The following is a 23,825-nucleotide window of genomic DNA, read 5'->3' on the forward strand; positions in this document are numbered from 1 at the left end:
CTCTCCACCCTAAACGCTCCATGTGCGAAAAAGGCATAGCAGAAGCTATACCTTTCACGCAGTGAAGCGTATATTATTCTTCACGGCCTGGACGATTCTTGTCGTCGCCTTCACGTTCTTCTGTTGCTTCCACACCAGTAGCGTCGGTCGTGTCTTCCTCCGTTTCTTCCGGATCTTCGTTAACCGTTGGTGGTTGCACCGTAACGACCGTCTCGTCGTCTTCATTCACGAGATCAACCGGAACGCTTGAGCGAAGATCGGAAATTTGAACCGAATCCCCAATGCCAAGTTGTGACACATCAACCGTGATGTTCTCTGGAATATCAGCTGGCAAGCAGCGTACTTTGATTTCATACATCATGTGAGCGAGAATGCCACCTTCACCTGTTCCAGGCGCTTCGCCTTCGAGGTGGACGGGAACGTCGGCCTCTAGCTCGGACTTCATGTCTACCTCAAAGAAGTCAATGTGCACATAGTGGTCTTTCAGTGGATCGACTTGAAGATCCTGAATCATTACTTTGTGGCTTTTTCCACCTTCAATGGTTAAAGAGAAAAGGCCATTCTGTCCGACTTCGCGTACGGTTTTCAAGAACGCGATGCTGTCTACGGAAATTGCTTCGCTTTCCATTTTCTTACCATATACAACGCCGGGAACGAATCCCTCTTTGCGAATTTTTCTCGTTGCAGATCCCGCAAGATCCTTTCGTGTTTGCGCATGTAGTACTGTTGCCATCATTATCACCTCTACTGAATTTTGCACATCTTCTAATGTGTTCCCTAAAACATTGATTTTAAAACCACAACTTAATCAAACAACGTAGACACGGATGCATCCTCATGCACACGTACAATCGCTTCGGCCATTAATGCTGCCACTGAAAGCTCCGTGACCTTGTCGATTTTCTTTTCTTCTTCAAGCTCAATCGTGTTCGTTACGACAAGCTCTTTAATCTTCGAGTTATGAATGCGTTCAATCGCCGGGCCGGACAGCACAGGATGCGTGCAGCAAGCATACACTTCTTTCGCCCCTTGTTCAATAAGGGCGTTCGCTGCAAGTGTAATGGTTCCTGCTGTATCTATAATATCATCAATGATGATCGCCGTCTTCCCTTCTACGTTTCCGACGATATTCATCACCTCTGAAACATTCGGGCGAGGGCGACGTTTATCGATGATCGCAATCGGTGTCTTGAGTCGGTCCGCCATTTTCCTGGCGCGGACCACGCCCCCGTGATCTGGAGACACGACAACGAGATCATCAAGCTCTTTGCTCTGGAAGTAGTCAGATAAGATCGGCACACCCATAAGCTGATCAACGGGAATGTCGAAAAACCCTTGGATTTGCGTGGCATGGAGATCAAGTGTAAGTACACGCGTGGCTCCTGCCGTCTCTAGCAGGTTGGCGACGAGCTTCGCCGTAATCGGCTCACGGGCGCGTGCTTTGCGATCCTGACGTGCATACCCGTAGTAAGGCATCACCACATTAATTGTCCTAGCAGATGCTCGCTTCAGTGCATCAATCATAATGAGCAGTTCCATGATATGTTCATTTGCCGGCGCTGATGTGGACTGAATCAAATAGACATCACAGCCGCGGATGCTCTCCTCAATATTAATTTGCACCTCGCCATCACTAAAGCGCATCACCGAATTTTTCCCAAGGGAAATGCCAATGTGTTCAGCAATTTCTTGAGCTAATTCTTTATTGGAATTAAGCGTAAATACTTTTAAGCTTGGATCGCTGTACTTCACCATGTTCGGTCGTACCTCCAGTTAGTATCAATCTTCTTTCTTAACATAGTTCTCTTTATTCACCTGGCGGGCCCGCGCTATGGACAGTGCCTCCCCTGGAACGTCGTCTGTAATCGTTGAGCCAGCGGCCACAAAGGCGCGCTCCCCGATTTGCACTGGAGCAATGAGGTTGGAACCAGACCCAATAAAGGCCTCTTTTTCCACTGTGGTTTTGAATTTGTTCCTCCCGTCATAATTCACGGTCACGACCCCGCAACCGACATTGACATCAGATCCAATATCCGCATCCCCAATGTAGCTTAAATGAGAAACTTTGCTTGCCTTGCCTATGGTTGATTTTTTAAGCTCGACAAAGTTGCCGACTCGCACATCGTCTTCAAGCTTCGTGTTCGGTCTTAGATGAGCAAAGGGCCCAATCGCCACCCCGCTCCCAACCTCACTATCGACAACAAGCGACTGTCGAACATGAACAAGAGAACCGAGCGTTGAGTTGACAATTTCTGAACCAGCGCCGATCTCACAGTCTTCCCCAATCAGCGAAGGACCTTTAATAGTTACATTTGGATGCACGACAACATCCCGGCCGATCCTTGCCTCAGCTGAAATATAAGTGGTCTTGCGATCAATCAAGGTGACCCCTTCACGCATCCAATACTCATTGATGCGTGCTTGCATCACAGCTTCCGCCGAAGAGAGAGCGACCCGATCATTGATTCCAAGCGTTTCATCAAAACTCTCGGTTTGATAAGCGGCAATCGTTTGCCCTTGCTGCTGTAGGATTTCAATAACGTCGGGCAGATAGTACTCGCCCTGGACATTGTCATTCGTCACCTCGGCAAGAGCCGCAAATAACTGTTCATTATCAAAGCAATAGGTCCCGGTATTAATTTCGGAAACCAGCCGTTCTTCCTCGCTCGCATCTTTGTGCTCGACGATTTTCTGTACATGTCCAGCTTCGTTTCGCATGACGCGCCCATAGCCCGTTGGATCTGGAGCGACCGCCGTTAGAACAGAAGCCTTTGCCCCAGCTGCTTCGTGGGTCTTGATTAATTTCTCGATCGACTTCGCCGTGAGAAGCGGCGTGTCTCCGCACAGCACAACGGTGACTCCTTTTTTCCCCGTAAGTGCATCCTCTGCACAGCGCACTGCATGCCCTGTACCTAGCTGCTCGTCTTGAACGGAAAAGGTCACTTCTCCTCTCAGCGTGTCTTTGACCTGCTCTGCGCCATGTCCTACCACGACGGTTGTTTCATCAAAGCCCACGTTTTGCACTTGGTCCACAACATGCTGTACCATCGGCTTTCCGCACACTTGATGGAGCACTTTATATAATTTCGACTTCATTCGCGTCCCTTGCCCAGCTGCAAGAATCACTGCAAACCGACCGCTCATAGTTTCCCCCCACGCGTTTCTTTTTCAATACGACTATATCCTAAAAACAGCGGTATTTCAAGGTAAATTGGTCGCAGAGATGAAGGGGTGAGCGGTTAAATGGACGGTTTTGTCGGAAGGTCTGGGTGCTGCACATACATAGACAAGTTGGATACGGAAAAGCTATCGCCCTTTAAGGACCATAGCTAATTATTACGATTTCGCTTCAAAGAGACTAGGAAGCCCCCGCCCCTTGATAACTGGCCGAATCTTCGTACTCTCCCACGCGATCGTATTCATTTAAAATCGCTCTTTGGAGTTTCTCCCTCGTCTTTGATGAAATAGGGTGGGCAATATCACGAAATTCTCCGTTTGGCGTGCGTTTGCTTGGCATCGCCACAAATAAACCATTTTGCCCATTAATCACGCGAATGTCATGGATAACAAATTCATGATCGATCGTAATGGATGCAATCGCTCTCATTCGACCTTGAGTATTTACACGACGAAGCCTCACGTCCGTTATTTCCACGTTAGTCACCTCATTAAATGATGTTATATCTATACCATTCGCGTTTTTTTTTAGAAACCCTTCTTGAATATTGAAACTTTTGTTAAAAAGCTTCGCGGCGCAATTTCTGGAGCGAGAGCTCTAGCTCGTGATAAGAAGGGGCCCTCGTGGCGCTTAAGGGATGGGACGGTGGTCCTTCTAAAGTGAGCGGTAAATTTACTGGCACGAGTGCTAGACAACACAAAAAGGAGAATTCTGAGACCTCACTAAAAATCCTTCTAGCACAAAGCCAGAAGGATACCCATTCCCCTCTTAGTTTACGAGAGCAATCACTTCAATTTCAATCTGTACGTCTTTGGGGAGGCGCGCCACTTCTACACAGGAGCGTGCAGGTTGATGCTCGCTAAAGTACTCGCCGTACACCTCATTAATGAGCGGAAAATCATTCATGTCTTTAATAAAGACGGTGGTCTTCACCACTTGCTCCAACGACGATCCCGCTTCAGCTAAAACCGCTTTGATGTTCGCAAACACTTGATGGGTTTGCTCTTCCACTGTCGTTGCCACCAGGTCTCCAGAAGCCGTAAGCGGAATCTGGCCAGAACTATAAACTAGATTATTCACGATGATCCCCTGAGCGTAAGGCCCTATCGCTTGTGGCGCATTCGTTGTATGTACCGTTTTCATTTCCATTCTCCTCTCAGGCGTTAAAGCTTCTCCATGACATTGCCGCGCGTGACGTTGATTTTTTTGTCGCGCACATTAACATTCGACAGTTTCGTTAAAGAGATGTAGTCATCGACTAGCCGTTCTTCCACTTCGGCCGATTCCACGAGGACACCAATGCCAACCAGGTCTGCGCCAAATTCTGTAAGCAAATCGACCATCCCGTGAATCGTGCCCCCAGCTTTCATGAAATCATCGACGATAAACACACGAGAACCTGGGGCAAGGCTCCTTCTAGCAAGGGTCATCGTTTGAATACGGTCGGACGAACCAGACGCGTAATTAATGCTGACCATCGAACCTTCCGTAATACGATGATCTCGTCGGACAATGCTAATCGGCACCCCTAAATAGTGACCGACGGCATAGGCAAGCGGAATGCCTTTGGTTGCCACCGTCATCACAGCATCAATTGGTTTATGATGGAGCACGGATGCAAACAGTCGCCCCACCTCATGCATGAGACGGGGGCTACCAAGCATGTCCATCATGTACAAATACCCACCTGGCAAAATACGCTCCGGGGCATTTAAATCAAGAACGAGCTGATCGACAAGGCTGTGTGCCTCCTCCTCCTTCATCTTCGGGATAAATTTCACCCCACCGCTCGCTCCAGGGATGGTCAAAAGCGAACCATATCCTTCTTCTTCAAACATTTCCTTTATAATGACCAAGTCTTCACTAATAGAGGACTTGGCTGCTTGGTAGCGCTCCGAAAAATGCGACAAGGAAATAATCTCATGCGGATGCTGCAGCATAAAATACGTCATATCAACAAGGCGCCCACTGCGCTTTAGTTTTTTCATAATACCTCCGCCAAAAACCGAATAATGTATCTATAACATATCATCTTTATCCGTATTCAAGCAAGCCTCTCCCAATCGGATCAGCCGCACTGCATGCACATCCACACAGAATCCTCGAAGTCCATTGTATACGCGATTAACGCGTGACTCTTTTTCAATCAAACCAAAGACTGTGGGACCACTTCCACTCATCAACACACCGTCAGCGCCGAAACGCTGCATCTGCTCCTTAATATGAGCCACTTCCGGATGAAGCTTAAGCGTAACCCCCTCCAACACATTGTGAAGCAAGTGGCAAATCGCTTGTCCATCCTGCCTTTTGAGGGCGTCAATCATCTCGCTTGTTTTGGCATGTTGAATCGTATTCACGTCTAGCCCACCGTAAACATGAGCCGTAGAAACACCAATGGGCGGCTTGGCCAGGACCACCCAAAGCGGAGGCGGTGCCGGAAGCGGCTCTATGATCTCTCCTCGACCTGTCGCAAGAGCGGTGCCACCATACACGCAAAAGGGGACATCGGACCCAATCTCTGCCCCTAGAGTGGCAAGCTCTTCAACCGAGAGGCCAACCCCCCATAGCTCGTTTAAGCCTTTAAGCGTGGCGGCTGCATCGCTGCTTCCACCAGCTAAACCCGCAGCTATAGGAATACGCTTTGTAATATAGATGTGGACACCCGCTTTTACAGAGAATCGCTTCTTTAACAAAGCGGCGGCCTGATAAGCGAAATTGCGTTCATCTACAGGGACGAACCCCTCTGATACATCAATGCTTATCCGTCCGTCCTCTCTCTTCGTTAAATCAATCCGATCAGCAAGGTCGACCATTGTCATAATCATTTCAACGTTGTGGTAGCCATCCGATCTTTTGTCGAGAACATCAAGCGACAAGTTGATCTTTGCCGGGGCTTTTACTGAACATTTCACATCGTCACCTTCTATGCTTCCATATGCTGACGTTATTTTATCATTCCTACGTCTAACATAACAACTTTAATGAAAAGCGCAGGCGGGTCTGACAGAAGTGCGGATTTTGGAGACCCGATAAAAGAAATCCCGGTCTTGGATTTCGTTATCGGGGCGAAAAATCCCGAGCTTCTACCCGCCGGAGCTGGATCAAGAAAAGCGCAGGCGGGTCGTACAAAACATAGATCAAACAAAAGTTCTTTTTTGGGCAATCAGCTTTCTTACTCCTGAAACGTAGAGAATGCAGCAAAAAAATAGGCTTACTTAAACAGTTGGCGTAAACCATCTCGTTCTTTTGAATAAGTAATCAAGAATGGCGAAAGAAAAACCTGAAACGACGCCATGAATAACTAATCTTCTCCATACCCTTAATTCTGTTAAGTACGAGTCTCCACTCATAGCAGCAAAGTATAGTATGAACCCAAGCATAATTAATAGTGCCAGCAATGAGTGTAGGAATAGAGACGGCCAAAGACTGTCATTATGAAATAACTTCTTCATTAAAAAATCTGAAAAATAGGAAGCAAGAGTACCAAACAGCAAAACGACAGGAGACGTATAGAGTATAATAAAATACATTGCGCCAAAGGGGTGGGGGTCTGGGATCGCCATTATTATGCTCGTCGTTAATACGATGATAACCCCTACTACCAATTTCCTTAGAAGATAATTCATTTTTTCATCGCTCCTAGAATGAGTAGCCATTAAAAAAGCTAATACTGTTCCGCAAGTGGCTCCTAAGTATCTATATAGCGGTTAGTGTGACGCTTGTTTTGATTTAAAGGAAAGAAAGCCTGAACGCTAGCGTAGTGCTGCTACTCGCGAAAAAAGCACCCTTGCCTCAGCAAGAATGCTCCGCCGCTTCCTCACTATGTACCTCATCTTTGGCCTCTTCAAGCATTTCGTTAATGTCATGAATGTACTCTTGTAAACTCATGTTTTATCGCTCCCTTTTAGTAGGTTGGTAATCTTAGTATTCCCGAACAGGAGCGATTTAAACTTGAAATGTTCAGCCATGTAGATAAGAAGCCAGGTGCAACACATCTGCGTTGAACCTGGCCCTGCTGCTGTTAGCGATTCTGATCTTCAGTTAGCTGGCGCTCGGCAATTTCAATCGCGCGCTTGACCATGTTTCCTGCATCGCGTGATTTAATTCCGCCCCAACCTTCTTTCTGAACAGTGTCATAAAACCCAAGCTCTTTTGCTATTTCCTCTTTGAAGCGGTCAGACATGATTCCTCGTCTCCTACCCATGATAAAAACAGCTCCTTTTTTGCTTGCTTTCAACACTCAGCAGCCCACTTAGTTTGCTCATTGAGGCAAAAAAAATGACTTTCTTTATGTAGAAAAGAAAGCCAGTCCTTTTTATAGTACTGCGTTTATATAAGGGTTGCTTTGCTGCCATTTTCCCCAGTAAGTAGTAGTTCTACCGTTTCCGTTAAAACATCCGCATAGCTATACGATACACGCTCAAACGCATTTTGCGTTTCATCAAGCTTCACAATAAAGACAGAAGGGTACGTCTCTTCAATCATCCCGCAACGCTCAAGCGTTTTGCGCCGTCCACCGTTTGCTTTTATTGTAATTTGTTTTCCTACATTTTGATCAAGTGCTCGTTTAATGTCAATTAACGATTTTGCCATTTGCACAACCACCTCACTGTTTCATATAGCATATCACATTCAAGGAAAAAAGTAAAGTTTAAAATTATACCAAGCATATGTGTTAGTGTCAATACGGAACTTTTGTCGATTTCTGGTACTACTAGGGTGTGCATACTCCGTATTTTTATGTATGGAATCTAAAAAAGCGTAGGCGGGCCGCTCAAACAAAAAAAACGCCATCTCACGTAGATGATGACGTTTCGTCTTTTAATGGCATGCCGAGCCGCATGCAGCCTCTTGACTCTACTCCACCGAGCCCCTTTTGACCTGTGATGGTGTTTCGGATCACATCCCATAAGCTGACGGATTCCATAAAAGACGTTCGGCTCAATCTGGAAGCAATGTATACAGGGTCAAGGGCATGAATATTCACACGGTTGGGCGAGCTGGCGAAATTGGCCCCTGCTTTAATTAACGTTTCAAAATGGGATTGGCAAGCACCCGCGAAAATGATGAGCTCATCTCGACTACATACGGACTTCCTGGCGATCCTCACGCACTCGGCAAAGTATTTGGTATGCCGGTAGGATCTTAGATCATCCTCATCGCCACGAGCCTTTAAATACGCATCGTGACCGGTGATCACGATGATATCGGGCTGCACCATCTCCATGAGCGAACTGATTTGCGAGGGCATTTCCTTTTCTGTAAGATGCACGCCGTATACGGGCACGCCAAGTTTTTCGTATAGGGCTGTGCAGCGCTGCAGATAATTGGAATCGCCATCCAAATGCAGGACACGACCCCTAAGCTCAAAGAAATGTGGCTTTGTTTCATATCCTGATGTCGCATTGTATTCATGTCGTCGTTTCATCAGTTTCGCATCTTGGCGAAAGAGACGGTATGAAACTTCCTCAATTTCTTTGCTCGCCTCTCTTCTTTTACTGTGCTCCGCTGCCGTCACCTTTTCTAAATCATCAATGCTCGCATCAGCGAGTAAGCGCATCTCCTCGCCTGCGAGGATCGCCGTTCCAGATTCCAACTTCAGCACACGAAACAGCACATCACATTTATAAGAGAGTCGGCCCACGATGTCTCCTACTTGAATTGTCATTGCGTTGCCCCCTCTGTCTGTAGCCTATGACCAGAGAGGGCGTGTTGTGCATTTTACTCTGTTTTTCCGAGTGGCTTCAGGAGGGCATCACTTAGGGCAGCAAATTCCTCCAGAGAAAGCGTTTCTCCCCTTCGTCTTGGGTCCATGCCCACTTGAGCGAGGGCTTGTTCCACTTCAGGCTTCTTTTCCTTGCCTGCCAAATTATGAACGAGATTATTTAAAAGAGTCTTGCGGCGGTTGGCAAAGCTTGCATGAAACACCTTGAAAAACCAGTCCTCATCAAGGACCTCGACGGCAGGTGTTTCTCTTAACGTCAAGCGAAGCACGGCAGAGTCCACCCGCGGCTGTGGCACAAATACGCTCGCAGGCACATGCAGCACGGCCTCTGCTTCTGCGTAGTACTGCGCCGCAATCGATAGCGCTCCGTACTCCTTGGTTCCTGGCCTTGCAGCAATTCGCTCCGCCACTTCCGCTTGAATCATCACCGTGATGCTTGCTAAAGGCAGCTTGTCCTCCAGAAGCTTCATTAAGATTGGAGTGGTGACGTAATAAGGCAAGTTTGCCACAACATGGACATGACGAACATCAGCAAACATGTCTTCAATGCTTGCACGCACGTCCGCTTTTAAAACGTCAGAGTGAATCACTTGAACATTGTCATAAGGCGACAATGTGTCAACGAGTACAGAAATCAGTCGCTCATCGATTTCAAAGGCAACTACCTTTTTACTAGCCCTAGCAAGCTGTTCCGTTAATGCGCCGATGCCCGGCCCGATTTCAATGACGCCGTCTTCTTCCCCCACACCACTAGCCTCAACAATATTATGGAGCACATTCGTATCAATGAGAAAGTTTTGGCCTAAGCTTTTCTTTAAGTGGAAGCCGTGCTTTTTTAAAATTTCATTCGTTCGATTCGGCGTTGCTATATCCTTCATCGCAAGCACTCCTCCTTCTCGTACACATCACGCAGCGCCTCCTTAAATTCTTCCTTAGACACTCGAAATACGTGGAGGCGCTTGAGGAGTTGCTTGCTATTGGCATACCCAATGGATAAATACTCGCCGAGCTTCTCTCGTCGCCACCTCGCATGTTCACCGGAAGCGAGCCCCGCCGCATGTAGATCCGCCAGCGTAATCGTCTCCTCAACGGACGGACGATGGGCGCTACATTCCTTTTTGACTTCCTGTAGCGCTCGCCTGATCGCTTCTGGTGAAGCATGCTCGACCCCGATATTGCGTCCGGCTCTGACGGCCTCTTTCTTTGGAAGAAAGGCGTGTTTACAACCAGGGACGCGGCCTGCGACAATTCGCCTTATGCGGTCTCCCGGGTAATCGGGATCGGTTAAAATGATGACTCCCCGCCGCTTATGGGCGAGCTCTATTTGCTTTAGGACACTCTCTCCAACCGCAGACCCGTTGGTTTCAATCGTGTCTGCCTCTACCGCTCGCCCAATAGCAACCGTGTCCGAACGCCCTTCAACGACAATCACTTCATGTATGTACACCGAGCTTCCTCATTCCTGTCTGTTTGTTCTTATTGTAGCCTGTTTTGCAGGAAAACAAAAGAAGGCCAGCTGCTTAAGTAGCTGCTGAGCCCAACGTTCCCCTAATCTAAAACGGTCACTTTTACACTTTGCCGACCGAAACGGTTCGCCTCTCCTTTGCTCGGCACATGAAGATCGATCTTGTTGCCTGTGATGGCTCCGCCGGTATCTCCAGCAATCGCTTCTCCGTATCCTTCAACATGAACCCGCGATCCAAGTGGAATGACATCTGGGTCTACCGCCACCACCCTCTTGCCTGGGTTGTTCGATAAATTGATTCCTGTCGCCGTCACTCCACTGCATCCATCGCATCCAGCCGTATAGGCGGTTGCCTGCATCGTCATCGAATCCTTGCCATTGCTGGAGTCCTTTGACTCGGTCTCCTCGACTGATTCTTCTTCGCTTGGCTCTACAGGCTCACTTTTCTTCGGTTCTTGAGAAGTGGCAACGGTCTCGACGGCCGTTGGTGCTGTCTGGACGTCCTCCTGTGTCGGCAGCTCTTTTGTACCAACTGCAACACGTTCATCTTTTGCTTCGGCAACCGTTTCTGTTTTCTCCAGCTCGCGCGATACTTCCTCCCCATCCTCTAAAGTGATGGTGTAGTGTTTTTCTAACTGTCCCTCTTCCCCTTGTTCAATCACTTTCTTTTCGCCTTTGTTTAGAGTAGCATCCTCTTGGTGAGTCGTATTAAAAGCAACTGCTTCCTCAGTGACATCGGTGACTTTTTCAACACGCACAATCTGAATGGTTGTATTCGCTTCAATCTGTTCGTCTAAGCCTGGCTCTACTCGGTCATACTCGCCAAGGGGTACGTCAGCTTGTTTCAAAAAGTCAGCGACAGTCGCTGATGCGCTCCACTCTTGATGCTCTTTACCGTCATAGGTATAGCTCACTTGAACGGCTGGGTGGTACGCAATGTTCATCCCTGCTTCGATTTCAGTCTCAACGCTAGGTTCGAGAACGTCTTTCTCTTTCAAAGAGAATCCCTCTTCCTCGAGCATCTCTCCAACGGTTGAAGCCGTTGTCCAGAAGCGTTCTTCTTCCTCCCCAAGCATTAGCGTGACGTTCTGTGCTTCTTTATAACGTACGGTTAAATCGTGAGAAACATCTGTATGTACCTCTGGCTCCACCTGATCATGATGCTCGAGTTCGATCCCTAGTTGCTCAAGCAATTCTTCAACGGTTCCCGCGTGTGTCCGTACGACTTGCTCCTCGCCACTCGCTTCCACGGTTACAGAAGTCTTTGTCCACTCATAGAGGGCAAAAACAGCGACAACAAGGACAGCAAATACGCTTGTTACGATCACTGTTATTCGCTTTGCTTGCGACACGCCTTGATTCGAAGTATGGTTCATATTCATTCCTCCCCGAAGCTAATATAGGGGGGAAAAAGACCTATGTCAATGAATGTTACAGAAATGTAAACGAGTTGTAATGAAAGGACACGAAAAGCTCCTTCTTCCCCCTGTCCCCTCCGTGCGCTGGATGCTGGTGTCTGTCTTTTGCTGTTGTGAGTCGTATCCATCTGCTCCTGCGTTGTATTCTAGCGCTTATGCCCCATATTCTTCTGTCTATGCGTCGTATTCTAATGCTTGTGCTTCGTTCGTATTTCGCTGTTGTGAATCGAAATTAACGCTTGTGCTTCGTATGCGTCACTCACTCTCAGCGCTTTTCAGTCTCCGCCTTTCAAACCAAACAACACCCGAGCGTTTTCCCGCGTAGCACTCGCTAGTTCTTTATAGCTCATCCCTCGAAGCTCGGCCACATCCTCGGCCACTCGTTTTACATACGCTGGTTCGTTGCGCTTGCCTCGGTAAGGGTGCGGAGCAAGAAATGGACAGTCCGTTTCAATCAGAAGGCGGTCTAGCGGCACGTGTACGGCCACTTGCTTCGGCTGCTTCGCATTTTTAAACGTGACGGGACCCCCGAGCGAAATATGAAAATTCATCTTCAAGCACTGGTCCGCAATCTCTACACTGCCACCAAAGCAGTGCATAATGCCGCCCACTTCTTCAGCGTTCTCTTCTCGCAAAATGTCGACAACGTCCTGGTCCGCTGAACGGTTATGAATAATAATGGGCAGGTTCACTTTTTTCGCTAGGGCAATCTGCTTCCGGAAGACGTTCTTTTGAACATCCGTTGGTGACTTGTCCCAATGATAGTCAAGCCCCATCTCACCCAGTGCCACTACTTTTGGATGAGTCGAGAGCTCCTCAAGCCACGCGAAGTGTTCCTCCCTCATATCAACGGCATCAACAGGATGCCAGCCAACAGCCGCATAGAGCTCCTCGTGCGTCTCAACAAGTTCGAGCGCACGTTTAATCGTGGGCTCGTCAAAGCCAACAACGACCATTTCACGAACACCCGCTTCCTGAGCACGGGCGATGGTTTCTTCAACATCCTCTTCAAACTGATCGGCATTTAAGTGTACATGTGTATCAAATAACATCTTCTTCACCTCTATTACTCCTTGCCTGCATTTTATGCTTTTCGCACGAGGGATGCAAATAAACGGACAGCGATCTAAGACACAGGTGGGTCGACAAAAGCGGCTTGAGCTATCTGGATTGTTTTGCATCTCTCCTGAAAGTTCTCTCTCCTCGAAATCCATTTTCCGTTTATATCCAGCCTTGAGCGGGTATACTACTCTCTACCTACGTGCTAATTAAAGATAAGGAAGTGATTGGATGTCATCTAGCCATGAACAAGAACGTATTCTCGTTTGTGTCAATTATGGGCATAACGGAAGTCGTCTGATTAAACGTGGAGCCAAGCTCGCCCATCAGCTTGAGGCGCCGCTCTCCATTCTCGTCTTTGACTCCTTGCCAGAAGACGAGTTCAAACATGATAAAGAAGTGGATATGTCGATCTTCCAAGAGCTTGCCGATGAAGCAGGGGCAGAGGTTATAATCGAAAAAAGCCGTGCCCCTGACATCAAAAAGATCATCACGAAAGCTGCAAAAGAAAAAGAGGCGACCCAAATCATTATTGGACAAGTCGTGGAAAGTCTTTGGACCAACTTGCTTGGTCGTTCTATCATTGACGTTTTGCTTCATGAAGTGCCTTTTGCCGACTTGCATGTTGTACCAAAGCAGCGCTCAGGGGAAGAGGACGACTGGAATTTCGAACGCGGCGTGCATGCGTTTTTGCTTGCGAAAGACGATGGTACTTACGAGCTGCACTTCGATGACATCGAAGGATTCACCTACGAAGGCGTCTTTTTTAAGTCATTGCATACCGATTTTGACAATGGGATTTTCGCTTTTACCCAAGATCATAAGGTCTTTGAAGTTCGTGTGGACGAAAACATCGTCCATGAGTTAGTAGACGTGGATGAAAGCTAGCTTTTCTGGATCAAAGAGCCCTTGAGAGATTTTACGATCTCCAGGGCTCTCTTTTATCCGTTCTTCCTCTTACTTCGGGCATACGCATACGTGCCCTCGTACCGCTCAAGCTCTCCACCTTCCAGCCAGTATGTGACCTCAAACAACTTATTCAAGAAATAACGATCGTGGGAGATGCTAAGAATGGTCCCATTAAACTCACTAAGTGCTTCCTCGAGTACTTCTTTCGAATCAATATCCAGATGATTTGTCGGCTCATCAAGCAACAGCACATTGTGTTTCTCAGAAATGAGCTGCGCGAGACGCAGGCGCATCCGCTCTCCACCGCTTAAACTCGAGACGTTTCGGAAAACCGCGTGCCCGAAGAACAGAAACCTCGCCAGCTGACCGCGCGCCTCCCCCTCGGTTAAGGCTGCACTTTCGCGGAAAGCCTCAAGTACCGTCAGATCGTCCTGCAACTCCGTGCCATGCTGTGATAAATAGCCAATAGACACATTCGAGCCGAGACGCACCTCTCCCTCATCCGGCATGACCTTCTCTAAAATCAAATCAAAAATCGTCGACTTGCCGGTTCCATTCGCACCAACAATCGCTACTCTTTCCTGATAGCGAAGCGTAAGATCAACCCCCCGCAGCACGTCACGTTCCTCAAAGCTTTTCCATACACCGGCAAGCGCCAACACGTCCAGGCCACTACGACCAAGATGAGCAAATGCCAGCTCGACGTTTTTGCGCTGGAGCAGCGGTTTCTTCAACTGCTCAATTCTTGCAAGCGCCTTTTCCATGCTTTTCGCCCGTCTATGCAAACCATCATTCGGGGGATTGGCTCGGTTTGCCCACTCCTTTAAGCGTTTAATCGTGTCGCGCATTTTTTTAATTTTCTTTTGCTGATCTTGATACTGCTGGAATTCCTGAAACAAACGTTCTTCCCGCTCTTGCACATAGCCTGAGTAGTTGGTGTGATATTCATGCAATTCCCCGCCTTCGATCTCGACAATGCGGTTGACGGCTTCATCAAGAAAGGCACGATCGTGGGAAATCACGACGATGCTGCCCGCGTGTTGCCCCATCCATTCCGTTAACCATTCAAGTGCCGGCAAATCCAGATGATTCGTCGGTTCGTCAAGCAGCAACAGCTCCGGTCTTTGCAAAAGTAACCGCCCAAGACCAACTTTTGTCCGCTCTCCTCCACTTAAGCTGCACCAACGCTTCTCAAGTAAAGCATCAATCTGCAGTCCATCGGCAACGCGGCGAATATTGGCCTCCATCTCATAGCCGCCTTCTTCGCCAAACTGCTCCTGTAGTCTTCCGTACTCCGAGAGCACTCTCTCCATTTTCGCAGGCGATAAATCCGTGCTAAGCGTGCGCTCAAGCTCCGTCATTTTTTGCGCCATCGCTCGTAATTCTTCAAAAACCTCAAGCAGTACCTCGCGGGTCGTGCAGTTCTCAGACTTCTCGGGAATCTGTTCGAGCAACCCTTTCGTGAGCCCTTTTCTCCAGCCGATCGTCCCTGCGCTCGGCTCACTTGCTCCTGCAAGAATGTGCAGCAGCGTCGTTTTGCCTTCCCCATTTCGTCCTACGAGTCCAATTCGATCTCCGTGCTTCACCTCTAGGGACAGACCTGTAAAAATCGTATGCGCTCCAAACGTTCGAGTAACATTTTTCAGCTGACAAATCACCATGCTTCTTCCTCCCGTGGTTAGGAAGAGACGTTTTTCCCATGCCAAAAAAAGCGGCAGAGTCTCCTCGTACCGCCTTCATACGTATTCCGTTTGCGGGTAGATGTCTCTTCCTAGTGGTTTTTCTATGCAGTTGCATTCTCAAAAAGGACAGACTGGTCCAATTTTGCAACGGCTTCGGAAAAAATCGCTCGACAGATCCATAAGTACGAACGGATGGCTGCTTCGCTACCACTTGAAAGATTCACTCTACCCACCTCCTTTTCATTCATTATAAATAGGATATACGATTTGACACGGGCTGTAAAGAACGCTTCTAGGAAAACATCCTTATAGATGCCCCTAATTAATCCCCAAAAAATGAAGAAGTATCGATTTCAAACCCTTCCACAATGTGCGATGTAACGATCCCAACGTTTGCTGCTGCCACTTGATTATACGATCGTTCATCATTTAGTACATAGAGTTGCACGGACCGGTTCAATGGATTGATAATCCAGTACTCTTTCACGCCATATCGCATATAAAGATCCAATTTGTACACTAAATCATGTGATTGGTTCGATGGGCTTAGGATTTCTAAGATGAGTTCAGGTACACCTTTGTATTTGTTGTTCGTCAAATTTTCTTGATTGCAAATGACAGCTAAATCTGGCATGACGATGTGCAGTCCTTCAACGTCATCACTCGTAAGTTCGACATCAAACGGCGCGGCAAACGGTTCGCAACTAGAACTTTTTAAAAGGTTATACAGAGTCGCAGAAAGCCTCATCGAAATTCGCTGATGCTCCACGGATGGAGAGGGACTCATTAGAACGAACCCATCCAAATACTCTACGCATTTAGCAGGGTATTTTTCACAAATTTCTTGATACTCAACAATGGAATATCTACGATTTTCAGGAATGCTCATCTGGTCACATCCTTTCTTGCTCCTATTATACCTAGAAAATAGGGCGTAAAAAAGCACTTCATGATCAAAAACGAGAGGAGTCCTGAACTCTAAGCGCGCTTCCCCGTATGTTAAACGCCTCCTTTTCATTATCCTGCGACGTTTTTCGTCAAAAAAACCCCGCAAACAGCGGGGTTTCTCGATTTATTTACTTCACCTGCGCCCCGTTCGGCAAACTCCCATCCACCGTGGCCAGCTGAAGCTTCTTGCCTTTGCTTCCCGCAAGGATCATTCCTTGCGAATGCTCGCCACGAAGCTTGACCGGCTTTAAGTTGGCGACGCAGATCACTTTTTTGCCGACGAGGTCTTCCGGCGTATAGTGCTTCGCGATGCCGGAGACCACTTGACGCTGCTCATAGCCAAGATCGAGCTGAATTTTTAGGAGGCGGTCTGCGCCTTTGACAGGCTCGGCCGCTGTCACTTCAGCGACGCGAAGCTCGACCTTCGAGAAGTCGTCGATAGTAATTTCGTTTTCGTTTTCGTCTTCTACTTCCTCCACTTCAGGCTCTGCTTTTCCACCCATGAGCTCCACAATGTAAGCCACTTCCTCCTCCACGTCGAGGCGTGGGAAGACAGGTTCCCCTTTCGTCACAACTGTGCCCTCAGGAATCTGACCGAATTCCTTCATCGACTCCCACGTCGTGATCGCTTCGTCAATGCCAAGCTGTGTCCACATTTTCTTCGGCGTTCGCGTCATGAACGGCTGAATCAGCACGGAGATGATGCGCAGTGACTCGGCGAGATGATACATCACCGTTCCGAGCTGCTCCCGCTCGTCCTCATCCTTCGCAAGCATCCACGGCTGCGTTTCATCAATATACTTGTTCGTGCGACTGACCAGTTGCCAGATTGCTGTTAGCGCAATGGAAAATTCCATCTCTTCCATTGCATCCTCGACCTTAACAATCGTTGCCTTCACAAGCTCCAGCAACTCTTCATCAAACGGCGTACCATTTTTCAGGTAGGCTGGAATCTTGCCGTCAAAGTATTTGTTGATCATCGCAACGGTGCGATTAAGCAAGTTGCCAAGGTCGTTGGCAAGGTCATAATTCACACGTTCAACGAAGGCCTCCGGGGTGAAAACACCGTCGGAACCAAATGGAACTTCGCGTAGCAAGTAGTAGCGAATCGCGTCCAGCCCGTAGCGATCCACGAGTGGAGCGGGGTCGACGACATTGCCTTTGGATTTCGACATTTTGCCGTCCTTCGTTAAGAACCAACCGTGACCGAATACTTTCTTTGGTAACGGCAAGTCCAGCGCCATCAGCATGATCGGCCAGTAAATCGTATGAAAGCGAACGATTTCTTTTCCGACAAGATGCACGCTTGCTGGCCAGTACTTCTGGTAAAACGTATCATCGTCTGAACCGTAGCCGAGCGCTGTAATGTAGTTCGTTAGGGCATCAATCCACACATAGACGACATGCTTTGGATCACTCGGTACCTGAACGCCCCACGTAAACGACGTCCTTGAGACCGCTAAATCCTCAAGACCTGGTTTAATGAAGTTATTAATCATTTCATTTTTACGCGAGGCTGGCTGGATGAAGTCGGGGTTCTCCTCGTAAAACTTCAGCAGGCGACCGGCGTATTTGCTCATTCGAAAGAAATACGACTGCTCCCGTACCTTTTCTACCGGATGCCCGGAGTCAGGACTTTTCCCGCCAACGATGGTTCCAGCCGCGTCTTTCTCAGGGTCGACGAGCTGACGCTCACTATAAAACGTCTCATCGGACACCGAGTACCAACCCTCGTATTCATCAAGATAAATGTCGCCTTGAGCGAGGAACTGTTCAAAAATTTGAGCGACGATTTTTTTATGGCGCTCTTCCGTTGTACGAATAAAATCGTCATAGGAGATGTCTAGTTTCTTCCAAAGGCCTTGAATGGGCTCAACCATGGAATCCAAAAATTCCAGCGGCTTCTGGCCACTTTCTTCCGCTTTCTGCTCAATCTTCTGCCCGTGTTCATCCGTCCCCGTCAAATAGCGCACCTCATAGCCCCGCAACCGTTTGTAGCGCGCCATCGCATCTCCGGCAACGGTTGTGTACGTATGTCCAATATGCAACTTGCCGCTTGGATAGTAAATCGGCGTTGTAATGTAAAACGTATTTTTCTCAGCCACTTTCATTCATCCTCTCTATTCAAACATAAAAAACCCCTCGCCCGCGATCGGGACGAGAGGTTTGCTCACGTGGTACCACCCAACATTTCCTTATCCCTGCTAGAGATAAAGCTCCAGGCCGTTAACGCCGGCTGACGCTGCCCCCTTATGCCCACTGCACTCGAAGTCAGACTCCTCCCGGGACCATTTTCTAATCTTTCACCAGACCGGCTTTCAGCGACCACCGGCTCTCTGTCACGAGCTCAAGACTATACTTATCCCTTCATTGGATCGAATCTATTCACAACCATTCTTACCCAAAATATAGCGAATCATACGGTCGGCTGTCAAGCGCGGTCATACAACGTCGCAAACGGTGTTTTTTCTTTTTTGAGCTTGCCAACGCCGCAGAGACGTTCAAGTTCCACACGCCATTCGCTCACATCCCAACCTTTCCCCGCCTGGGCATTCATTTCGCTCAGCTTCTGCATGATCTGCATTTCCCCGAGCGGCAAAAAGTCTGCAAGCGCCGCAAGAATCTCGTCATCGTTTACTTCTGTCATTTGTTCAAGCTCATCAAACGGATTCAGTGTATGCGGGCTTGTGGAGTGGGCAAGGCGAATACGTACGGCCATTGTTCGTCCCATAATGGCCGAGGAAACAAACACGTCCCCCGACCTAAGATACGGCAGACGCTTGCCTTCCTCCGCCGTTAAGTCGGTTTCTTCCTTAATCGTCTGAATATCGGTTCCCCGCACGGTCCGGAACACAAATTTTGAGTTCAGCTGCGCGGTGATCGTTTCATCAAGCAGCGTCGGTCGCTGCGTCGCAAAAATGAGAAACGTTCCGTACTTCCGCCCTTCTTGGGCAATTTCCTTGAGCACGGACTTCGCCGGAGCATCATAGCCTTTAGGGGCAAAATTATGCGCCTCATCAGTCACAACGACAAATGGCGGGAAGAACTCGCCTTGCTGCTGCTGCAGTTTCGCATCCTTATACGTGCGGCGCTTCGCGTAAAGGGAGCCGATCACGTAACTGGAGAACACTTGCAGCAGCCAGACGGCCCCCTGCACAACGACGAGCTTTCCATTATGAATCGCCTGCTCAATCGCGCGGATGTTTTGCTGGAACAGGCCCGCTTGATTCAAGCGATTGGCACGCCACTGAATGCCTTTAACAGAGGCTGGGGGCAAGCTGCCGTACTGGTCGAGCAGTTTTTTGAACGTACTGTATTTTTCAATCTCCTCGCGGCTCATCCCCCCGTCATTAAGCATATTTTCTACTTTCTGTTTTCCATAATCTAAAGCCTCAATTAAGTTTCCAATCTCATTACTAAAGGTATAGTAACTTTCTCTCGGTCTGTGCACAGTTTGGATGACGTTAACCATGGATTCGGTCAACGTCCCTGCTGCACCAAGCAAGCGCTCAATGTCACGGGTGGAGAGCGCGGAGAAGTCGACGCCGACCTCTCGACCAATTTGCACCACTTCGTACTTATCGCCAAAAGAGACATCGCCTTTCGCGCCTTCCATCGCCGCTGAAAAATTCATTTCAAAATGGGGATCAAAAACAAGCGTCGGAATGCGCAGCTTCATCAATTCCTCAAGCATGACGCGCAAGCCAAATGACTTCCCAGAGCCCGATCCACCGAAGACACCAATATGCGGGTACTGCTGCATGGCGCGAATGTCAAAGATAAACGGCACGCCGTTTTGCACGCGCGTCTCTCCTTGCTCCTGCATATTCATTAGGGCACTGAGATCGTCGGGAATCGATTCAGCGATAAAATCAGTCGACTTGACTTCTCCAAGCACCATCCCTTTCGCTGGTTCACTTTTGACCAGCAACTCTTTAATCTCATTAAATTCCGGATGGCGCACAGTAGCACCCGTCTGAATCGGCTTCTGCGCTTCATCAAACAGCCGCACCTTAGCTAAATGAATATCATCAGCCCCGATATCATAGCCAATTTGCTCCAGACTTTTGAGCACGTCTTGATCGACGAGTCCTTTATCAAAGCCCATCGGAATATAGCGATTATACGAGAACGTCTCTACGACTTCCCCTTTCGGTTCAAACAGCTCGCCATCTTCAATGACGAGCATTTCGTTCATACGGAATTTATGCGATTTGGACGCCACATGGACTTCATGCTGCGTCGTAACCCCCACGATTTGCATTGCATTTTCCTCCTCTTAATACGGTCGGTCCTCCCGCATTTTTGTAAAGAACTGTCGCTTAATCTCTGGATCTATGTATTGATCCATAAGGCCTTCCACAAGCTTATCCGTCAAACGAATTTCGCTATCAATATAGTCGAGCCAAAGCGGGATGCCCCGGCCTTCCTTCGGTGTGAGCGTGCAGAGAATGTCTCCAATCGCCTCCATTGCCTCGGTTTGTTCTTCTAGCATATCAAACCCAGTGATGCTTGGACTTGATCCAAGGCGCATCCACACCGACTTCAAGCCTGCTTTATGCTGGATATCTTCTATATATACCATTTCATTCCGTTCAAGGACGCCAAAGAGCATGTCCCGATCATAGGAAGAGGGAAGCTCATTGTATTCATTAAATAAAGGAAGCTTAACTAAATTTTCGGTGGTGATTTCTTCTGACACACCGACAAGCCAGGCATCTTTTTGCAGCGCAAGAGACCTGAGTCTTTCCCACTCTTCTGGGGCATCGATCCGGTAATGATACAGCGCTCCGTCCATAATCATTAGACGGACATCCTCCTGTTCAATCAGCTGAATCGCACAAAGAAGCTCTAGTTTTGCGAGAAGATGCGCTCGCCATTTCGTCGGCGGTTCACTTTCTTCATCGTTTTCTAGAAGCGGTACATACAAGTCCGTTTCCCAGGATTCAACGCCATCCGTGGTTTTTGCGAGCGCTTGAAACAAATACAACACACGGGGCGGCTCTCCCTTTGTTTGATTGACAGACCCATCCGTTCCCGCTAGCTTTCTACCATTTAAAAATTTTTCCAGATTCTGTGGAGAGAGCCTCACATTTTGCCGAATCACCGTGGATGATTGAAGCAATTTTTCTCGGATAACCTCTTTTTTTGTTTTCGTCGTTCTATATTTATCTTGCAATACCTGATTGGTTCGCTGCAATTTTTCAACAAGTTCTTGTTTTATATCCATGTTTATCCACCCTTAAAAATGAAAAATCTATCATTATATGGTCATTTGTTTGACTTGTTTTGGAAACATTGGTATTCTTAGTTTTAGAAGGAAACATGTCGAATTTTGACATCTACCTGCATAGACTATGTAGATTTACTCTACCACATTTGAGGAGGAAACGTTAGCAATGAAATCTACTGGAATTGTACGAAAAGTCGATGAACTAGGTCGCGTTGTTATTCCTATTGAACTTCGCCGTACGTTAGATATTGCAGAGAAAGACGCGCTTGAAATTTATGTTGATAACGATCGAATTGTCCTTAAAAAATATAAAGCCAATATGACATGCCAAGTCACTGGAGAAGTTTCCGATGACAACCTTACGTTAGCCAACGGCCGAATTGTCCTCAGCCCTCAAGGCGTGGAAGAAATTATCGAGCAGTTGCAAAACTATATCACGAAAACAACCTAATAAAGAGAAAAAACAGCCTGTTCACATCTAGTGGACAGGCTGTTTTCGATTAAACTATGGTAGAAGCCCTCTCTATACCCTCGCATAATCAAACGTATAAGCTTCCTGATAAAGGTCCATAATTTCTTCTTTCGATGGAACACGCGGATGATTTCCCGGACTCCCACTTGCGAGCGCATCTGTAGCCATTTTAGGCAAGGCTGCCATAAATGCGTTCTCGTTAATCCCAAAGTCGAGCATATTCGGGATCTCCAGGCGGCTGCACAGCCCAATCACCGCCTCGACAAATCGATCAGCCTGCTGCGATTTCGATAGCGCTTTCAATTCTGGATCGAGATACACCCCCATCTCAGCTAAGCGTTCTTCAGCGTCTTTACGTGTAAACGCGAGTACGGCGGGCAAAAGCATCGCGTTAGAAATGCCATGAGGAACATGGAAGAGCGCTCCAACGGGACGAGACATCCCGTGAACGAGGCAGAGCGATGCGTTGGAAAAAGCCATGCCTGCAAGCATCGAACCATACATCATGCTCGAGCGTGCAGCAACATTTTCTCCATCGCGATAGACGACTTCCAAATGCCGGACAAGATGCTTCATCGCCGTTAGCGCCATTTCATCAGTAAAGGGGTGAGCGTCTTTGGACAAGTACGTTTCAATCGCATGGGTAAGGGCGTCCACACCCGTTGCCGCTGTGACATTTGCTGGTACAGACACGGTTAGCAGGGGGTCGACGATCGCGGTCTCCGGCATGAAAGCTGGCTGTTTGATCATCATTTTCACATCTGTGGCTGTATTCGTAATCACCGTTGCATCGGTGGCTTCAGAGCCTGTGCCTCCCGTTGTCGGAATGGCAACTAAAGGAACGGGCCGATTGCTTGCGATCGTTTTCATTTTTATGAACGCTTCGAGCGGACGCTCATTTGTCAGCAACACCGCTACGGCCTTTCCAGTGTCAATACAGCTTCCTCCCCCAAGAGAGACAATCACATCACACCTCTCTGCTTTCGCTGCTCCGCACGCTGCATAGACATATTCATCCGTCGGTTCAGTAGCCACGTCGAGAAATTCTACACACGTTAGACCTTCTGCCTCTAAGAGGTTTTTGCACGTAGAGACGTGACCCAGCGACTCCATGGTTCGATCACTTATGAGCAACACGCGGCTCCCTAGTTTTTCCGTTGCTTCTCCTACCTTTTGAAAACAGTCTTCTCCGTAGAGAACTTCTCTTGGAAAATGCATGGTTGCTTGATACATAGTGAGCCTCCTTAGAGCTTAATACTAACAAGTATTCGCTTTACTAGATCCTATTTCCTGCCCTTTTATAAAAGAACCAATGAAACGAAAAGCGCAGGCGGGTCGCCCAGAAGCAAGAATTCTTAGGATTTCGTTATCGGGGCGAAAAATCTCTAGCTTCTACCCGCCGAAGCTAGAGAAAAGCCTGTTCCCTACATGAACAGGCTTGAAGTCCTTCAGTTTTTCTTTCAGCGTTTGCAAAGTGTTTCTATCTAGAAGTGATAGAAATGAATTTCAAGCATTAACAAATACTAGCCCGAGGGGCTATTTGCGTAGAAAAGGTACGCCCTCAGCTGGATTCGAACCAGCGACCTACTGCTTAGGAGGCAGTTGCTCTATCCCCTGAGCTATGAGGGCATCATCTAGGCGACATCAAACGAATGCGTCTTGACTATTTTACTGCGATGGACCCCTCCTTGTAAAGCTCTAGAAGGAATCTCATGATGAGAGGTGAGGCGACCAGT

At 48.0% G+C, this 23,825-nt stretch carries 23 protein-coding genes and 1 tRNA gene; 2 read left to right on the forward strand and 22 right to left on the reverse strand.

Translation table 11 applies throughout. The features are described from left to right. Window positions 1-73 precede the first annotated feature (73 nt). The 14 genes from AVZ68_RS14620 to AVZ68_RS14695 form a co-directional block, all read right to left on the reverse strand. Window positions 74-733 (reverse strand): 50S ribosomal protein L25/general stress protein Ctc, encoded by a 660-nt coding sequence (locus AVZ68_RS14620; RefSeq protein ID WP_059105308.1) that lies wholly within the window; start codon window positions 731-733, stop codon window positions 74-76. Between the two features lie 71 nt (window positions 734-804). Further along, complete coding sequence (locus tag AVZ68_RS14625; protein ID WP_059105309.1) at window positions 805-1,755, reverse strand: ribose-phosphate diphosphokinase; 951 nt, start codon at window positions 1,753-1,755, stop codon at window positions 805-807. A gap of 24 nt (window positions 1,756-1,779) precedes the next feature. Continuing rightward, window positions 1,780-3,144: a bifunctional UDP-N-acetylglucosamine diphosphorylase/glucosamine-1-phosphate N-acetyltransferase GlmU gene (gene glmU / locus AVZ68_RS14630; protein WP_059105310.1), complete on the reverse strand. Its 1,365-nt coding sequence runs from the start codon at window positions 3,142-3,144 to the stop codon at window positions 1,780-1,782. A 214-nt stretch (window positions 3,145-3,358) separates the two neighbouring features. Further along, a complete protein-coding gene (gene spoVG, locus AVZ68_RS14635; RefSeq protein ID WP_059105311.1) occupies window positions 3,359-3,655 on the reverse strand; it encodes a septation regulator SpoVG in 297 nt (98 codons plus the stop codon). Window positions 3,656-3,946: 291 nt separating this feature from the next. Further along, a complete protein-coding gene (locus AVZ68_RS14640; RefSeq protein WP_059105312.1) occupies window positions 3,947-4,321 on the reverse strand; it encodes a RidA family protein in 375 nt (124 codons plus the stop codon). A gap of 20 nt (window positions 4,322-4,341) precedes the next feature. Next, window positions 4,342-5,166: a pur operon repressor gene (gene purR, locus AVZ68_RS14645; RefSeq protein WP_059105313.1), complete on the reverse strand. Its 825-nt coding sequence runs from the start codon at window positions 5,164-5,166 to the stop codon at window positions 4,342-4,344. A 30-nt stretch (window positions 5,167-5,196) separates the two neighbouring features. After that, complete coding sequence (ispE, locus tag AVZ68_RS14650) at window positions 5,197-6,090, reverse strand: 4-(cytidine 5'-diphospho)-2-C-methyl-D-erythritol kinase (protein ID WP_059105314.1); 894 nt, start codon at window positions 6,088-6,090, stop codon at window positions 5,197-5,199. Window positions 6,091-7,199: 1,109 nt separating this feature from the next. Next, window positions 7,200-7,382: a small, acid-soluble spore protein, alpha/beta type gene (locus AVZ68_RS14665; protein WP_059105345.1), complete on the reverse strand. Its 183-nt coding sequence runs from the start codon at window positions 7,380-7,382 to the stop codon at window positions 7,200-7,202. A gap of 125 nt (window positions 7,383-7,507) precedes the next feature. Then, complete coding sequence (gene veg / locus AVZ68_RS14670; RefSeq protein ID WP_059105317.1) at window positions 7,508-7,771, reverse strand: biofilm formation stimulator Veg; 264 nt, start codon at window positions 7,769-7,771, stop codon at window positions 7,508-7,510. A 202-nt stretch (window positions 7,772-7,973) separates the two neighbouring features. Continuing rightward, entirely contained in the window at window positions 7,974-8,846 is an 873-nt protein-coding gene (gene yabG, locus AVZ68_RS14675) for a sporulation peptidase YabG (RefSeq protein WP_059105318.1), read from the reverse strand. Between the two features lie 53 nt (window positions 8,847-8,899). After that, on the reverse strand, window positions 8,900-9,781 hold the full coding sequence (rsmA, locus tag AVZ68_RS14680; protein WP_059105319.1) for a 16S rRNA (adenine(1518)-N(6)/adenine(1519)-N(6))-dimethyltransferase RsmA: 882 nt from the start codon (window positions 9,779-9,781) through the stop codon (window positions 8,900-8,902). Next, entirely contained in the window at window positions 9,778-10,350 is a 573-nt protein-coding gene (gene rnmV / locus AVZ68_RS14685; RefSeq protein WP_059105320.1) for a ribonuclease M5, read from the reverse strand. The genes rsmA and rnmV overlap by 4 nt, the downstream gene beginning before the upstream one ends. 101 nt (window positions 10,351-10,451) lie before the next feature. After that, window positions 10,452-11,744: a G5 and 3D domain-containing protein gene (locus tag AVZ68_RS20930; protein WP_059105321.1), complete on the reverse strand. Its 1,293-nt coding sequence runs from the start codon at window positions 11,742-11,744 to the stop codon at window positions 10,452-10,454. A gap of 317 nt (window positions 11,745-12,061) precedes the next feature. Further along, the gene (locus AVZ68_RS14695) at window positions 12,062-12,838 is read right to left on the reverse strand and encodes a TatD family hydrolase (RefSeq protein WP_059105346.1); all 777 of its coding nucleotides are present in this window, start codon (window positions 12,836-12,838) and stop codon (window positions 12,062-12,064) included. Between the two features lie 238 nt (window positions 12,839-13,076). Here AVZ68_RS14695 and AVZ68_RS14700 point away from each other — a divergent pair, with 238 nt between their 5' ends. Continuing rightward, complete coding sequence (locus AVZ68_RS14700) at window positions 13,077-13,733, forward strand: universal stress protein (protein WP_059105322.1); 657 nt, start codon at window positions 13,077-13,079, stop codon at window positions 13,731-13,733. A gap of 53 nt (window positions 13,734-13,786) precedes the next feature. Here the strand turns inward: AVZ68_RS14700 and abc-f are convergent, their stop codons facing one another. The 6 genes from abc-f to AVZ68_RS14725 form a co-directional block, all read right to left on the reverse strand. Next, window positions 13,787-15,415 carry a ribosomal protection-like ABC-F family protein gene (abc-f, locus tag AVZ68_RS14705; RefSeq protein ID WP_059105323.1) on the reverse strand — a complete coding sequence of 543 codons (1,629 nt, stop codon included), beginning with the start codon at window positions 15,413-15,415 and terminating at the stop codon, window positions 13,787-13,789. Between the two features lie 122 nt (window positions 15,416-15,537). Further along, complete coding sequence (locus AVZ68_RS20935; protein ID WP_281176630.1) at window positions 15,538-15,660, reverse strand: hypothetical protein; 123 nt, start codon at window positions 15,658-15,660, stop codon at window positions 15,538-15,540. A 98-nt stretch (window positions 15,661-15,758) separates the two neighbouring features. Further along, on the reverse strand, window positions 15,759-16,325 hold the full coding sequence (locus tag AVZ68_RS14710) for a Uma2 family endonuclease (protein WP_059105324.1): 567 nt from the start codon (window positions 16,323-16,325) through the stop codon (window positions 15,759-15,761). Between the two features lie 187 nt (window positions 16,326-16,512). Then, a complete protein-coding gene (gene metG / locus AVZ68_RS14715; protein WP_180316712.1) occupies window positions 16,513-18,495 on the reverse strand; it encodes a methionine--tRNA ligase in 1,983 nt (660 codons plus the stop codon). Window positions 18,496-18,815: 320 nt separating this feature from the next. Further along, window positions 18,816-20,648: an ATP-binding protein gene (locus tag AVZ68_RS14720; protein ID WP_059105325.1), complete on the reverse strand. Its 1,833-nt coding sequence runs from the start codon at window positions 20,646-20,648 to the stop codon at window positions 18,816-18,818. Between the two features lie 15 nt (window positions 20,649-20,663). After that, window positions 20,664-21,614: a DNA double-strand break repair nuclease NurA gene (locus AVZ68_RS14725; protein ID WP_059105326.1), complete on the reverse strand. Its 951-nt coding sequence runs from the start codon at window positions 21,612-21,614 to the stop codon at window positions 20,664-20,666. A gap of 169 nt (window positions 21,615-21,783) precedes the next feature. Here AVZ68_RS14725 and abrB point away from each other — a divergent pair, with 169 nt between their 5' ends. Further along, window positions 21,784-22,068 carry a transition state genes transcriptional regulator AbrB gene (abrB, locus tag AVZ68_RS14730; protein WP_059105327.1) on the forward strand — a complete coding sequence of 95 codons (285 nt, stop codon included), beginning with the start codon at window positions 21,784-21,786 and terminating at the stop codon, window positions 22,066-22,068. 72 nt (window positions 22,069-22,140) lie between these two features. Here the strand turns inward: abrB and AVZ68_RS14735 are convergent, their stop codons facing one another. Both AVZ68_RS14735 and AVZ68_RS14740 read right to left on the reverse strand, forming a co-directional pair. Next, complete coding sequence (locus AVZ68_RS14735) at window positions 22,141-23,322, reverse strand: iron-containing alcohol dehydrogenase (RefSeq protein ID WP_059105328.1); 1,182 nt, start codon at window positions 23,320-23,322, stop codon at window positions 22,141-22,143. A 323-nt stretch (window positions 23,323-23,645) separates the two neighbouring features. Continuing rightward, window positions 23,646-23,718 (reverse strand) — tRNA-Arg (locus AVZ68_RS14740). Window positions 23,719-23,825: the final 107 nt, after the last annotated feature.

Origin of the sequence: Shouchella shacheensis (genome assembly GCF_001484965.1) — a bacterium.
GTDB classification, from domain to species: Bacteria; Bacillota; Bacilli; order Bacillales; family Bacillaceae_D; genus Shouchella; species Shouchella shacheensis.

Bases quoted from the DNA above. Each gene is read 5' to 3' on its own strand.
- AVZ68_RS14620 (WP_059105308.1), bottom strand. From the start codon at position 733: ATGGCAACAGTACTACATGCGCAAACACGAAAGGATCTTGCGGGATCT.
- AVZ68_RS14625 (WP_059105309.1), bottom strand. From the start codon at position 1,755: ATGGTGAAGTACAGCGATCCAAGCTTAAAAGTATTTACGCTTAATTCC.
- glmU (WP_059105310.1), bottom strand. From the start codon at position 3,144: ATGAGCGGTCGGTTTGCAGTGATTCTTGCAGCTGGGCAAGGGACGCGA.
- AVZ68_RS14640 (WP_059105312.1), bottom strand. From the start codon at position 4,321: ATGAAAACGGTACATACAACGAATGCGCCACAAGCGATAGGGCCTTAC.
- purR (WP_059105313.1), bottom strand. From the start codon at position 5,166: ATGAAAAAACTAAAGCGCAGTGGGCGCCTTGTTGATATGACGTATTTT.
- AVZ68_RS14665 (WP_059105345.1), bottom strand. From the start codon at position 7,382: ATGGGTAGGAGACGAGGAATCATGTCTGACCGCTTCAAAGAGGAAATA.
- veg (WP_059105317.1), bottom strand. From the start codon at position 7,771: ATGGCAAAATCGTTAATTGACATTAAACGAGCACTTGATCAAAATGTA.
- yabG (WP_059105318.1), bottom strand. From the start codon at position 8,846: ATGACAATTCAAGTAGGAGACATCGTGGGCCGACTCTCTTATAAATGT.
- rsmA (WP_059105319.1), bottom strand. From the start codon at position 9,781: ATGAAGGATATAGCAACGCCGAATCGAACGAATGAAATTTTAAAAAAG.
- AVZ68_RS20930 (WP_059105321.1), bottom strand. From the start codon at position 11,744: ATGAACCATACTTCGAATCAAGGCGTGTCGCAAGCAAAGCGAATAACA.
- AVZ68_RS14695 (WP_059105346.1), bottom strand. From the start codon at position 12,838: ATGTTATTTGATACACATGTACACTTAAATGCCGATCAGTTTGAAGAG.
- AVZ68_RS14700 (WP_059105322.1), top strand. From the start codon at position 13,077: ATGTCATCTAGCCATGAACAAGAACGTATTCTCGTTTGTGTCAATTAT.
- abc-f (WP_059105323.1), bottom strand. From the start codon at position 15,415: ATGGTGATTTGTCAGCTGAAAAATGTTACTCGAACGTTTGGAGCGCAT.
- AVZ68_RS14710 (WP_059105324.1), bottom strand. From the start codon at position 16,325: ATGAGCATTCCTGAAAATCGTAGATATTCCATTGTTGAGTATCAAGAA.
- metG (WP_180316712.1), bottom strand. From the start codon at position 18,495: ATGAAAGTGGCTGAGAAAAATACGTTTTACATTACAACGCCGATTTAC.
- AVZ68_RS14720 (WP_059105325.1), bottom strand. From the start codon at position 20,648: ATGCAAATCGTGGGGGTTACGACGCAGCATGAAGTCCATGTGGCGTCC.
- AVZ68_RS14725 (WP_059105326.1), bottom strand. From the start codon at position 21,614: ATGGATATAAAACAAGAACTTGTTGAAAAATTGCAGCGAACCAATCAG.
- abrB (WP_059105327.1), top strand. From the start codon at position 21,784: ATGAAATCTACTGGAATTGTACGAAAAGTCGATGAACTAGGTCGCGTT.
- AVZ68_RS14735 (WP_059105328.1), bottom strand. From the start codon at position 23,322: ATGTATCAAGCAACCATGCATTTTCCAAGAGAAGTTCTCTACGGAGAA.